The sequence below is a fragment of the Streptomyces sp. NPDC001002 genome, from assembly GCF_053599215.1.
The window spans coordinates 1-12763 of sequence record NZ_JBSFLV010000092.1; the positions used below are offsets into that span (position 1 = coordinate 1).

Sequence of the window (12763 nt, forward strand, 5' to 3'; positions counted from 1 at the left end):
GATCCGGTGCTCCAGCTTGTTGATCATCGCGAGGAGGATCATGACGAGTTTCGTGGAGTTCCCGACAGCCTCGCGAAGTTCGCCCTGTTGTTCCAAGGAGCGGGTGAGCCGGCCGTAGACCTCAATCTGCTGAGCCCGGGACTCGGCAAGTTCCAAGGCGGAGGCGACAGAGAGCGGGGTGTTCACCGGTGAGGGGTGGGCGGCCGCCCACAGCAGCTTTTCGGCTTGGGCCAAGCGCCGCTCACGCAGCCGTGGTTCGGGAACCGTCGCACGGATCAGGGAGACCACGAAGTTCTGGCCGGGGATCTTCCCGGCCAGAAGTTCGCTGATCCGGGTCTTGGAGAGGTGGATTTCACCGGCCAGCGTATTCAGGGTCTTGCCGCTTGCGTCGACCTGCGCGCGCAGGAAGTTGGCAAGCGCCTCCGCCTCGGTGCTCTCGGCCCGGATCAGCCCCCAGGGCCTGCCGCCCCGCCCCACCATAGGTGCTTCCCCCTCGCCCTCTCCGGCATCTAGTTGTCCAGGTTGTTCGCACCCATCCCGGAACAACCTCGCCCTTTTCCGGACCTTACCTGCGGCAATACCCCGGACGGGAGTGAACTACCCAGCCACACGGCACAGTGTGAGTCACCGAACCGCGGACCCCACTGGACCCCGGCCACAGGAGACTTCCGTGCTGCCACTCTGGCTGCCCTCGCCGCACACCGTGAGCGCGCTTCAGCGCGTCCTGCTCGTCGGCCTGCTCACCCCCGCCGTGCTCGTTGCCCTCGCCGCGGCGGTCCCGGCCCTCGTCCTGCTGCCGTTCCTCCCTGGCGGCACCGACCGCGCCACCAAGCTCCTTGCCGCGCACACCCGGTATCTGAGCACCCTGCTGACCAGCAGCCGCCCCGACCCGTAGAACGGGGGCCCGGGAGATCGGGCGGCGGGCGATCCGCTGCTGTGCGGCTGAACCGCATCCGCGCCCTGCGGCAGATGGGAGCGGTAGTCGCTCGACTGCGCCGCGACGTCGGGCAGTTCCGCGCCCAGGAAGAGACACAGGGGCGAGCGGCGGTCGTTGAGCCAACTGGTGAGGCTCATGCCCTTGCCTCCGGAGGGACTTGGGCAGAAGCGGACGGCACTTCGAGCATGGCGTGTCTCGTTTCGCGGACGTGCCGTGTACACGGCAGAGGAAGGGCGGGGAACACCGGTGATGGGAGGCAGGCGGTCCGTCAGGCGGATTCCTCGCCGGGGATGCCGGTATCGGCCTGCAGGGCTCTGTCGACGAACTCCCCGACCAGGTGCCGCACGTGTGCGGCCGGCACGACCTGTTCCCACTCGGGGACAGACGCGCAACTCCAGCAGCGCAACCGCAGACGGATCGACCCGTCGTCCTGCACCGCGCCCCACGCAGATCCAGGCGGCCTGCCGCACGGGAGGTGCGCCTGAACCGCGGAGGTCTGCAGCACGATGTCGGACAGGTGGCGTGGCGGCACGGTCCGCTCGCGGCGGCAGCCGTCGCACTGCAGGAGGTGGCGGACCGCTCCGGGCCGGTCGATGAACCGGTGGCCGCTGCTCTCGTAGGTGTTGCAGCTGGCGCACACTGGCCCGCGCACGTATCCGTGCGTGTGGCAGTGGTCCCAGTACATGGCCTGCCGCGGACGAGGACACATCCGGCACAGGAACGCCTCCGGCTGCGCGTTCTTTGGCAGCGACGCATACGGTCGGCCGCGCAGGTGGGCCTTGTAGGGGCGGGCGGCGCGGGCGGTGCACGCGGGGCACAGGGTGGTGTAGCCGCTGTTGCTGGACGTGCGCCACGTCCAGACGTCTCCGGTGGCGTTGCAGCGGCTGCAGCGGGCGGCCTGTTCGACGCATTCGGCGGCGATCCGGTCCGCCCGGTCCAGGAGGTCGGCGTAGGCGCGCGGGACCGTCCAGGTGCTGCCGGACCACGTCAGCAGCGGCAACGGGCTGGTGCACGCCAGGGGCCACTGGCCGTAGCGTTCCTTGACCTGTTCCAAGGTCGCTCCGCACCCCAGTCCGTGCTCGTTGGGCCGGCGGCGGTCGCAGGGCTGCTGTCCTTGGCAGCGGCAGCCGTTGGCGCTCTGGTCCTGGTAGGAGATGTGCTCGAACCAGCGGTGGATCTGCGTGCGCCACGTCGGGTGCTCGGCATCCGTGAGACGGGCGTCGACCAGGTCGTCGGGGTCGAAGGGGAGCGAGGCGAGTCGGTCGCCGGCCGCGCGGATGTCCCGCTCGTCCAGCCGCCACCGGCCTTTGTACTTGTAGCCGCGCACGGCGGTGTCTCCGATGAGGACATGGTTGCTGAGCTGGAAGGTGTAGCGGGACAGCGAGGCGGGGGCCGCGGGGACGGGGCAGCCCTCGGTGAGTTCTGCCAGCAGCTGGTTGGCGTACTCCGGACTGATCGGTGGCATGGGTGTCTCTCCTTGAGGCGGGTTGGCGGAGCGGGCAGCGGCAGGTGGTGGCGGACTGCGTCCGCCGGCGCCGGAGGTCCGGCGGCGGGGGATCACGGAGGAGACCGCGGTACCGGCGGACACGGCAGCGGTCACCGTGCAGCGGGCGGCAGGCGGGGGCCGGCGTCGGGTTCCCAGCCCCCCAGCAGGGAGGCGGCCGCGGCCTGCTCGCATACGGTGCGGGCCTGGCCGGGCCGCAGGGAGCCGGCCCGTTGGGTGAATCCGGCCGGCCGCAGCGCCGAGGGGGGCACCGTCCATCCGGCATCGCCGTCCGCCCTGTCCGTCGTGGTGAGGCCGTGCAGCCACTGCCGCAGCGGATCGGGCTGTACGTGCCATGGGGGACTGGCCCAGCGGTGGGCGCCCATCCAGTCGGCCAGCCACGGCCTGTTGATCCGGCAGCCGACTTCCTCGAGGAACGCCCTGGCGGCGTTGTGGATCCCGGTGTCGGCCGTGGTCTCGCGCAGCCGCTGCCGCCGGCGTGCGTCGGCGAGCAGCCGGGCGACGGTGACCGTCTCGGGGTAGGACAGCAGGGGATGGGGCGCCACCGCATCCGGCGTGCACCGTGTGACGGCGGTCAGCCGGTGCACCCGGTCCGGCCAGATCGTTTCCGATCTCCATCCGCGGACCTGCCATGACCACACCACCGCCGCAGCGAGGGTGATCGCCTCGCGTGCACACGGATGGGTGCGCACGAGAGTGATGTGACGGCGGTGGGCGGCGAGAATCTCGGGCAGGAGTTGCAGCGGGATACTCACTGGCTGGTCGGCCTGCGCGAGAAGCCAGCGCTGGTGGCGCCGGCAGACATGTCCGGTCGCCCCCGGATACACCAGCACGGGCCGGCCGGGCGAGCAGGCTCGACTGGTGCACGCCGGGCAGGCGCCCACCCAGGCACGGTGCGGCACGTGCCAGGCTGCCCGCACGACCTCGTCGTCCGCGAGCAGCCGGTGTGTGGCAAGGCTGGGCAGCAGGCGGGTGAGGTGGGCCAGCGGCAGTCCTGTGAACTGGGTCAGTGCCACGCGTGCCGGTGCGTTGAGGGCCAGCTCGAGCCCTTTGCCGGGGGCGCCGGTCACCCGCACGCGGCGGGGGCCGGCCAGGATGCCGCGCAGCAGGTCCTGGGCGGACAGACCGTAGTGGGTGGTCATTCTCCGAATCCAGGAGCCGGTCAGTTCCTGCGCCACGGGAGGCACGAGGACGGGCGTAGGAGCGGGTAATTGCACAGACATGTCCTTCAGGGGAGGCACAGGAAGGGAAGGGGCCCTACGGCCGTTCCCCGCCCGCCCTGTTGAGAGGGCGGGTTGCGTGCGCGGCCGGTCTGCCGCGCACCGGATCGGGCGGATGCCCCAGCAGCTACGGTTGACTGCCCGGGCTGCGTCTGCGGGTCGGGCGGGCCGCGTTGGTGGCCTGGACATCGAGAACCACCTGGGACAGCAGCCGCTTTGAGATTGCGAAACTCTCATCCAGGACGGAACGAATCGCGGCCTCCCTGATCAGGAGGGAGAGGCTGGCCAGCACGCCGCCGGTACGCAGATGGATGAAATCGGCGAAGCGCACCAGCGTCCCGGGCCGGTGGCGGGGCAGCCGCAGCGCCGACTCCATGTCACCCAGAAGCCCGCGCCAGACCTCCTTCTGCCGCTCAGTGCCGTTGAGCAGCGGGGGAGTACGCAACAGCTTGCAGCGGGCGGCGAGTTGGGCGCCGCGGGGACCCGACAGCACAGGAGAGTTCTCCACATCGACACCGGCCAGCACGAACGTCGCGGGGATCCGCTCCGCAAGAGTCTTCAGCTGGTCGGAGGTGTCAGCGCCGGGCCGGGTACGGGTGTTGAGCAGGTGTACGTCGTCCATGAACACCAGCCGGGTCCGCCGCTCGCACAGGACATGGCACACGGCGTTGGTGATGGTGTGCTCGGTCATCCCGTCGTGCACGGGGATGCCGGCGAACCGGGCCAGCACCTGGACCAGGCTCTTGGGGGTGTACGTGGGCGGGATGGCAGCGAACGCCACCGGCATGAAGGCACCGTGACGGCCCGGGAGACGGCGCCGCTCGCTCAGCTCGAAGGACCTGCCCAGTTCCGCGAGCGTGGTCGACTTCCCCGCCCCCGGCGGTCCGGACACGATCAGTCCGCGCCGTGCCGTGCTGCGCTGCCGGTTGTTGACCAAGAGAGTCAGCCGCAGCTCGAACGCGGCCTTCTCCATGAACGGGGTCGTGAAGGTGGTGAACTCGGAGTGGTAGTCCAACTGGGCTTTTTGGGTCCAGGACGGATCATCCGCCGGTGGTGCGCTCACGCGGGGACGGGCAAGGTCGGCCTGCCACAGGAGCCAGTCGGTGACGACGCCGGGAGTGACGTCATCGTCGAAGGAGCCGTCGTCGCCGGCGGCGGTGATCACGGCAGCCACTGGTCCTCCCCGTCAGCGTCGGCCAACAGGCCAGACCTGTAGGCCGCCGGGCCTGGCGCTGCCTCGCCGTCGGGCCCGTCGAAGCAGTCGCCGTCCTCGTCGGGGAGGGTGTCGTCGTCGAGGTCGGGGACGGCGTAGACGCCAGCCAGTGCGAACGACGGCGCGGGCACGTCCAGCACGTTGAGCTCTCCTGCGGGAGCCGGCACCGCGCCCGAGGCATGGGACTTCGCCACCGCCCGCCGCTCCGCGGCGGACAGCTTCTCCTTGCGGGCGGCACGCTTGAGGAACTCGTCCAGGGCCAGGGCCAGTTCGGCTTCGTGCTCCTCGCGCGGGCCGGTGCGCTCAACCACCTTGCGGATGTGTTCCCAGACGTGGTGAGTGAACGGCAGACCGACCGTAGTGGCGTGGATCCACGCCACCTCGCGGAAGCCCTCGGGCAGCCGGACCCAGATCCGGGTGGGATCGTAGGGGTTGTGGTGCACCTCCCACAGGCCCTGCTGCGAGGCCACCCCGGAGCCCTGCCCGCGGTGGCCGTTGAGGCAAGGATCGTCGTACGTGCGGTAGTCGAAGCGGATGCCGGCGTCCGTGATCGGCTGCCAGCGCACCGGCAGCAGCTCCACGAAGTCCTCCGCCGACAGCGGCACCGGCACGTAGCCGGCCACCGGAAGCAGCGCCGCCCACATCTGGTTGGGCGTGAGAGCCTTCTTCGGCATCAGCGGGTGGCGAAGACCCTCGTGCGGGCGGTGGTGCCAGTGCACGAGGAACTCCTCCCACAGCGCCTGGAGTTCGGGCACGGTCCACAGCCGCTCCTGCTCGATGTGTGAGCCGCGCTCACCCACGTGGGAGCCGGTGAAGCCGGGCAGCCACTGGCAGAACTCGCTGCCGATCGAGCCGAAGCTCCTCTCCACGTGGCCTTTGGCGGGCCCGTTGGCCGGAGGCACCGGCTGCAGCGAGATGCCCAGGCTTTCGCACGCGGCCCGGGTGGCGGGGGAGATGAACACCTTGCCCTGGTCGACCACGACTGTCTCGGGCACGATCACCGGGCGGGCCGCCGCGTCCTTCAGCCGCTCGTCCACCGCGGTCAGCCGCTCGTGCGGCACCACCGATGCGGCCATCGACAGTGCCGGATCCCAGCCGGGCCGCATCACCACCGGCGTCATCATCTGCGCCAGCAGCACCGCGACGTCCGTCAGCTTGCTCCCTGCCGGACGCAGCACCCCCCACAGCCCGCGCATCGCCACATCCACCGCGATGGTCAGCTCCAGCCGTCCCACCACCCCGTCGTCCAGGACCACCAGCACATCCAGCGGTGAACTGTCCAGCATCACCACCTCACCGGGCCGCAGCGCCAGCGTCGGCTTGAACGGCGGGACGGGGCGCGCGGCGCGGGCACGCCGCTGTGCCACCGTCCCCTGCAGCCCCATAGACGCCTCCACGACGTCGATGAGCTTGTTGAACGTGGACTTGGCGGGCATCTCGACCGTTCCCGCACCGTGCCGGGCATCCAGCCACCACTGCACCTCCCGCCGCATCCGCTTCTTCCACCCCCGTGAGCGGGAACGCGACGCCTCCTGCGTCAGCAGGGCACGCAGCGCCTCCACGACCTGCGGATCGGCCCGCTCCAGCTGGGTCGAGCCGCGCCGCTTGACGACCAGCCCCCATACCCCGCCGGCGTGATATCGCGCCCGCCACCGGCGCACCGTTGCCCGGCTCACCCCCGACCAGCCCTGCGCGGCCAGCTCGTCGGCCTTCGCCTGCTCCCGCTCGGCCAGCGTCGTGGACGCCGGGTCGTACTGCGGCTTCACCGACACCCTGCCGTCCAAAACTGGGCGGCCGGTCTCCACCTCCCGCACATGCCGCTCCAGCTCGAGCGCGCGCACCTGCTGCTCCTCGGGCACCGTCGCCAGCAGCCCGACCTGCGGCACCCGCAGACGCGGCACGAAGCCGGGATCCGCCAGCAGCTCGGCCAGGCCGAACACCGCCAAGGAGCCGTCCCCGGCCGGGTCGGCCAGCCACACCCGCGTCCCCGACGCTGTCGCTGCCTCGATCCCGGCCACGGTCCATTCCCGTCCGTCATGGTGGACGGTGTCACCGATGCCGAGGACCGGCCGGCTCATCGCCCGGCCTCTGTCTGCACGGTGACCGCGCAGGCACGTTCGTGCAGCACCCGATCGAGCGGCACCTGCAGCACGCCGGCCCACAGGGCATGGAACACCGCCGGCCACACCGCGATGGGGTCACCGAGCTGCCGCACCCCTTCCGCCAGCGGCAACCGAGCGCCAAAGCAGGCGGCCACCTGTGCCAACCGGCCCTGCGCGCACCGCGGATGCCGGTAGCCGGCCAGCCAGCGCACGTTGGCCTCCACCACGCCAGGCGGCGGCCCGACCAGCCGGTAGTGCCAGCCCACCGCAGCCGCTGCGGCCTCCAGATGAGCAGCCCGGCGTACCAGCCGGCGGCCCGCTCCCAAGCGGCCCACACAGTCCAGCAGCACAGCGCTGCCGTCCGCCATCCGGACCATCAGATGCGGGGCATGAGAGACGGTCCGCCCGCCCCGCCCCCGCCACAGCAGCTCCACAGGACGGCAGGCCAAGGCGACCACCTGCCGGTCATGGTCCAGCATCATGACCTGCGTGCGCATGGCCTTGAACCCGTAGTGCACCAGACAGCCGTTGGTCGCGGACCAGTACCAACCAGGCGCCCACCGGCGGCCCTTGAGCGCAGGGAAGAGCTGGACCGGCAGACCCTCCTCCAGCCGCCGTTCACCGGCCTCGCGCCACGACATCTCGTGCTCGATGCCGGCCGCATCCACACACCGTGCCGTCATGCGATCCGGATCGGCAAGGAAGCGCCCGGCGGGCGCGGGAAAGAGACGTGACTGCGGTACCGCAGAAGACGAAGAGATCACAAAAACCCCACATGGGAACAGGGAAAGGAGAAGAGGGGAAGGACTCAAGAGCAGGACTGAGCCGCCGCCAAGGCCGCGACGAGGGCAGCCTGGGGTGAAGGAACGCTGTGCAGACAGGCAGGCCTGCCCGCGGCGACGGGGCAGCAGACAGCGGGCACAGCCGTCACACCATCACGACGGCATGAAGGCAACGCTGCGACAGCAGGCTCAATGCGGCTGCCGGCACGCGGATTTCGATACGGCGGGGCAAGAGACGCCGTTGCCGGCGGAGCACAGCGCTCCCTGCCCACCCGCATACACAAGACTCAACCAGGGCCTGCCGGGCCGACCGTGCGGATGCCCGCGGCGCCACACGAGCCGCAGGGCCGCTGTCAGGCCGGCAGCGACTTGACCAGCCGGGTCAGGTTGTCCAGGAAGGCACAGAACTCCTCGGGGACCAGCCCGTTCAGTTCACGGTTGGTCATGCCCATCAGGGCATTGAGGTCCTGCCCGCGCGACGGGTCGGGCTCCGCATCACGCGGTGCAGCCGGCAGGGCCGCAGCTCCCGAGCCCACAGCCGTGCTCAGCGCCGGGGTGGGCCACACCATGCCCTGCTGGTCCCGGTGCACTAGGAGGGCCAACGCCAGCCACTCGACGAGATACACGCCGCGCCGCGGCTTGCCCGGAAGATCCCTCAGCAGACGCCTGCCGAGCTCTTCCGCCGGCATCGGGCCGGACTGCAGCGCGGTCTCCGCCAGCGGAACCGACCAGTGCTGCCGGAATGCCCCCTGCAGCAGCAGCCGCGCGTAGGTCTGGTCCTGCTGCCAGTGCTGAGCGATGGTCCAACCGACCTTGGTGACGGCGAACTTGCCGCGCCCGACACGGCGGAACAGGCCCACCTCGGCGCTGAAACGCAGCGTCTGGGTGCATGTTTCGGCGGTCACCCCCTCCTGGCGCGCCAGATCGGTGGTGGAGATGGTCTGCATGTCTTTGCCGCTGGTGAAAGAGCCTCCGAGAACGACACTCCACTGGCGTTGCGTACTTGCACGATCAGTCGGGGAGGTCCGCTGGGCGCATACGGCGGAGCTCAATACCGACTCTTGCTGCCCAGAGCGCGCAACACCGGTACCCGGCGGCGCAGCGAAATCAGGGGGACAGAACAGAGTTTCCATGTGCGTGAGGCCTTTCTGATGGTGCTGCACGTGCGGATGACACACAACACCCCTGTCTTTGCCCGCTGGGTATAGTGGCGGGGTGGTGCGTGAGGCCAAAACATGCCCACAGTGGACGCCGCCGGTCGCCTCCGGCGGTGTTCACGCATGTTCAGGCCGACTGATTCAGCGGCGTTGGGCTATCACCTACTCACCACCAAGCCGGTAGACACCAAGACGCGTGCGTACCAACACCCCTCGCTGGAACAGATGCGTCAGCTCCGGACTCGTGTTCCCGGCGTTCACCTCAGGCAGCACCCGCTGAATGTGCTGCGTGATTTCCTTTGTTGTCGCCTCTTCCCTCTCGTGAAGGAACTCGCGGATGGCCCGGCGCACGGCATCCCGTGCACTCGGCGGCGCACCGCTGCCGGACTGTTCGAGGACACCGGCCGACGTCTGCTGATCCTTGTCTTCCTGCTGCTGGATCCGCTGCCGAAGAGCGACGACCAACTCGTTGGCGCTGTGCGCCGAGCCGATGCACAGCTTCTTCTCGGCTCGCACCGCCGCCAGCGTGCGCTCCGCCTCCACTTCACGAGCGGACGCTGCCTCCAACGAGGCCTCCTTGTCCGCCGCCAGTTCAGTGGCCTGGAGCAGCATGTCGTGCAGATCGGGCACTGGCATGGCCGGTCCTCCCTCCCAGTCCTGAAGAGGCCCTCGTGAGCGCCGAGTCTACGGTCGCAGCCGCCGTCCCTGACCTCACGACAGAACCTGCACACAGCCGGCCACTGCGCTCAGCGCACCTCACCCACCTGCACAAATCAACGCCCGCGCAGGCCTGAGACACCCCAGACGAATCCCACCATCGGGTGAGGCATCGGCCTTCCAGCCGCGCCGCGCGCAGACATGTGCTCCTCACGATCAGCCACCCGCCGATCCGCGCTCGCACGGGCCCGCAACTGCCTGAACAGGAAGCGCACTTACACCGTCACGAGCTGCGGCGACGGCATCACAGATCATGCAGACGGGCCAGCCGGTGTGCCTCCTGCAGAAGCTTGAACACCTGCTGATCCCCGCCTGCGCGGTCAGGATGCCAGGCCGTGGCTGCGGTCTTGTAGAGCCGGGCGACGGACAGGCCATCCGACGGGTTCGCCGCCGCCAACTCGTTGAGCAGGGGAACAACCCGCTCCACAGCCATAGGCGTCGTCCCGGTGATTGCCTCCCACTCGGCATGAAAGGCGGCGATGACCCTGTGCCGGGTCCGGGCAAGCGCCGTCTTCTGCCTCATTCCCTCGCGCCAACTGGCCTGCCTGCAGACACCTGAGCAGAAACGCGGGACCTGCCCGCGCTTCTTGAGCCTGTTCCACACCAGCCCGCACCATGCGCACTCACACCGCTGAACAACCACACCTTCACGCGCTCGAACTGAGCGCACCTGCCCCGCCACGGATCTGTCCTCTCCCTCGGCGTGCCGCCAGAGGTATCGGGCGCGCAGGGCAGGCGTCAGGCCAATTGCTATGCGTCACACGAAGGAGAAGCCTGATCACACTGCTGTGCCCACGTCCTTGGACCGCCTGACCGGCGCCGCTTCGGGCCTACCGGACCGTCTGCGCAATCCTCTATGCGTTACGCCGTCCGGCACCGCAGACTTCTACGCGAAGACACCTGCACCTCTTTGACCTGTGAAGACCCGTCAGGCGACAAGCTGTGCTCAGACGCATACGGACCGTTTTATGCGTAACACCAAGCGGCGCTTCCTCACGTGCCCTGCGCTCTCGTGCCAGACCTCAGCATTCGCTCGCCTCAAGGCGGTGCCTGCTTCCATTCCATGCGTAACGTGGGTCCCGGGCCGCCCGGTCAGGGCAGGGTGTGGTCAAGACGTCCGACCGGTCCCGACCCGGCTGGGAAGAGGCCTGCTCGTCCTGCCGGAGACAGCCTTGGTGGCAGCAGCCGGCTGGGCTGGAATCGGTCACCACCCCCGCGGGCCTGGTGAGCCCTCCGGTCTCAGGGGCAAGCTTCAAGGGAGACCGGAAAGACCCGGCACGGACATATGTTCTCTACGTCCCCCGTTCCGGCGTGGCTTGCCGGACCCGTCGCTTCCTGTCGATGCAGGTCGCGCAAGGGTGCCCACCCGCAGAATCGTTCCACGTGCACAGCCGTACATCCTTGCTGGTGCGGCATGCTGGGACACGGCGGATCGGGTGGCCACACCCCGCTCCGCCCAGGCGCTGGGGCCGAGACCGGGCGGAGGTCTCTCGCCCCCGCGGCGCGACATCCTGCAGGCGGGCAGGAGAGCCAGGGCACCGGACACGCCCACGCACTCTTCCCCCTGCCCCCAGACCCCTGCCGCACGCCCACAACCGCCCCGGCGCAGCTGCCGACAACAGGCCGCGGCAATCCCACCCACACCCCAGGCAGGCACGCCATGGACACGTCCTTCCCCTCCCAGGACCACCTGCTCGGCCGGGGTCCCCGGCCGCAGCTCCCTCCGCCCGGCGAACGGCGGCAGTTGCGTGAGCAGTGGGGGGCCACACTCGAGGAGGTCGCCAGTGCCCTCAACGTCGAGCCGGCGACCATGGCGGCCTGGGAGGCCGGCCATTACGACGCCGACACAGCCGACGCCTACGCCTACCTGCGCCTGCTCAACGCCTTCCGCGACCAACTCTCCACCGCTCACGAGCCGGACTGGCACGCCCTGCGCAGGCCGCCGGCACCACCGGCTCGGCCGTCAACCGCTCCCGCCATCCCCGCGCAAGGAACCGCCGAGCGCCCGGCGGCCAAACCGGCCCGCCGCGGAACCCGTTGGACCCAGGAGGAGAAGGACCACTTGCACACGGCATTCCTCGACGGCACCACCGTCGAGGAACTCGCCGAATCCCTGGAGCGCAGCGAGAAGTCCGTGCGCTGGGTCCTCTACCACCTGAACCTCATCCCCTTCCCGGCGGACGACATCCCCACCCCGCGCGCCAAGCCGGACAAGCCCAAGGCTTACACCGTCGAGGAGAAGCGCAAGACCCATCCCAATGCCTACGCGCCGTGGAGCGCCGACGACGAGAGGAACCTGGCCGAACGCTGCGCGCAGGGAGCGTCCCTGGCCGAGCTGTCCCAGGAATTCGGCCGCAACCTCGGAGGTATCGCATCTCGTCTCATCAAGATCAATGCGGATGGCCCAGCCGTCGAGGAAGCCTGGGAATACGGGGGAGGGGACCCCGGCACCGCTCTTTGACACTGCCGTATCCCACCCTTACATTAGTGCCTAATCAGATATCAAAGTTGGCATGTAGGGGTGGTGTGGTTCGGTGCTGCTGACGACCGGGCAGGCAGCCGAGGAACTGGGGTGCGCCGTCACCACCTTCCGGCGCCTCATCACTGCCGGACTGTTGCCCGGCCTGTCCCGCCGCGGCGTGCGCGTCATGATCCCCCTCACCGCGGTCCAGTCACTCAGCGCACGCCGCCACGCAGCCCTGGACCAGATCGAGGCCGAGGAGATCGCTGTGCTGCGCGTCGACGCCGCACAGCCGGCCGACGAGCCGGACCGGAGCTGGATCGGTTTCGCCGCCGCCCTCGGCCCCGACGACCTGCTCAAGGCACTGCGCGGCTGGTGGCGATGCAACCCAGACGCCGTGGCGGCCGGGGGAGTACTGCCGGTGACGCTGTCCGGCTACGTCGTAGCCGTCCTGACCGGCCTGCACACGTGGGAGAGGAACACAGAAGGCCGCCACGCCTTCCCCGACGCCCGCCTGGCCGGCTACGTCACCGACCTGACCGCCCCCCACACCATCACCACCTCACACATCGACACAGACCGCAGACTCGCCGAACTGCTCCTGGGCACCAGACTCACCTCCCACTCGGGCGGCGCGATCGCTTATGTCCCCACCCACACCGCCAGCTGA

General features: G+C 69.6%; 12 protein-coding genes. 3 read left to right on the forward strand and 9 right to left on the reverse strand.

The window, feature by feature from the left end; translation table 11 throughout:
• Positions 1–480 (reverse strand): hypothetical protein (locus tag ACWDR3_RS32675; protein WP_450356161.1); only part of this gene is annotated, 480 nt, incomplete at its 3' end.
• A gap of 190 nt (positions 481–670) precedes the next feature.
• On the opposite strand from ACWDR3_RS32675, the gene ACWDR3_RS32680 reads away from it, so the two are divergent.
• On the forward strand, positions 671–895 hold the full coding sequence (locus ACWDR3_RS32680; protein WP_450356162.1) for a dTMP kinase: 225 nt from the start codon (positions 671–673) through the stop codon (positions 893–895).
• 310 nt (positions 896–1205) lie between these two features.
• Here the strand turns inward: ACWDR3_RS32680 and ACWDR3_RS32685 are convergent, their stop codons facing one another.
• The 8 genes from ACWDR3_RS32685 to ACWDR3_RS32720 all read right to left on the reverse strand — a co-directional run bounded on the left by ACWDR3_RS32685 (position 1206) and on the right by ACWDR3_RS32720 (position 10155).
• Positions 1206–2402, reverse strand: coding sequence for an endonuclease domain-containing protein (locus ACWDR3_RS32685; protein ID WP_450356163.1), 1197 nt, complete (start codon positions 2400–2402; stop codon positions 1206–1208).
• A 131-nt stretch (positions 2403–2533) separates the two neighbouring features.
• A complete protein-coding gene (locus ACWDR3_RS32690; protein ID WP_450356164.1) occupies positions 2534–3664 on the reverse strand; it encodes a TniQ family protein in 1131 nt (376 codons plus the stop codon).
• Between the two features lie 124 nt (positions 3665–3788).
• Positions 3789–4835, reverse strand: a complete 1047-nt coding sequence (locus ACWDR3_RS32695) for an ATP-binding protein (protein WP_450356165.1) — start codon at positions 4833–4835, stop codon at positions 3789–3791.
• Complete coding sequence (locus tag ACWDR3_RS32700; RefSeq protein ID WP_450356166.1) at positions 4823–6952, reverse strand: transposase; 2130 nt, start codon at positions 6950–6952, stop codon at positions 4823–4825. Before ACWDR3_RS32700 ends, ACWDR3_RS32695 begins: the two co-directional genes overlap by 13 nt.
• Positions 6949–7659, reverse strand: a complete 711-nt coding sequence (locus ACWDR3_RS32705) for a TnsA-like heteromeric transposase endonuclease subunit (RefSeq protein ID WP_450356167.1) — start codon at positions 7657–7659, stop codon at positions 6949–6951. Before ACWDR3_RS32705 ends, ACWDR3_RS32700 begins: the two co-directional genes overlap by 4 nt.
• 452 nt (positions 7660–8111) lie before the next feature.
• A complete protein-coding gene (locus ACWDR3_RS32710) occupies positions 8112–8705 on the reverse strand; it encodes a hypothetical protein (RefSeq protein WP_450356168.1) in 594 nt (197 codons plus the stop codon).
• 372 nt (positions 8706–9077) lie between these two features.
• Positions 9078–9551 carry a hypothetical protein gene (locus tag ACWDR3_RS32715; RefSeq protein ID WP_450356169.1) on the reverse strand — a complete coding sequence of 158 codons (474 nt, stop codon included), beginning with the start codon at positions 9549–9551 and terminating at the stop codon, positions 9078–9080.
• A gap of 325 nt (positions 9552–9876) precedes the next feature.
• On the reverse strand, positions 9877–10155 hold the full coding sequence (locus tag ACWDR3_RS32720) for a hypothetical protein (RefSeq protein WP_450356170.1): 279 nt from the start codon (positions 10153–10155) through the stop codon (positions 9877–9879).
• Positions 10156–11292: 1137 nt separating this feature from the next.
• Between ACWDR3_RS32720 and ACWDR3_RS32725 the strand changes: the two genes are divergently transcribed.
• A complete protein-coding gene (locus ACWDR3_RS32725) occupies positions 11293–12093 on the forward strand; it encodes a helix-turn-helix domain-containing protein (RefSeq protein ID WP_450356171.1) in 801 nt (266 codons plus the stop codon).
• 73 nt (positions 12094–12166) lie between these two features.
• On the forward strand, positions 12167–12763 hold the full coding sequence (locus tag ACWDR3_RS32730; protein ID WP_450356172.1) for a helix-turn-helix domain-containing protein: 597 nt from the start codon (positions 12167–12169) through the stop codon (positions 12761–12763).

Coding starts and splice junctions, on each gene's coding strand:
- ACWDR3_RS32715 (WP_450356169.1), bottom strand. CDS start 9,551: ATGCCAGTGCCCGATCTGCACGACATGCTGCTCCAGGCCACTGAACTG.
- ACWDR3_RS32685 (WP_450356163.1), bottom strand. CDS start 2,402: ATGCCACCGATCAGTCCGGAGTACGCCAACCAGCTGCTGGCAGAACTC.
- ACWDR3_RS32705 (WP_450356167.1), bottom strand. CDS start 7,659: ATGACGGCACGGTGTGTGGATGCGGCCGGCATCGAGCACGAGATGTCG.
- ACWDR3_RS32710 (WP_450356168.1), bottom strand. CDS start 8,705: ATGCAGACCATCTCCACCACCGATCTGGCGCGCCAGGAGGGGGTGACC.
- ACWDR3_RS32700 (WP_450356166.1), bottom strand. CDS start 6,952: ATGAGCCGGCCGGTCCTCGGCATCGGTGACACCGTCCACCATGACGGA.
- ACWDR3_RS32720 (WP_450356170.1), bottom strand. CDS start 10,155: ATGAGGCAGAAGACGGCGCTTGCCCGGACCCGGCACAGGGTCATCGCC.
- ACWDR3_RS32725 (WP_450356171.1), top strand. CDS start 11,293: ATGGACACGTCCTTCCCCTCCCAGGACCACCTGCTCGGCCGGGGTCCC.
- ACWDR3_RS32690 (WP_450356164.1), bottom strand. CDS start 3,664: ATGTCTGTGCAATTACCCGCTCCTACGCCCGTCCTCGTGCCTCCCGTG.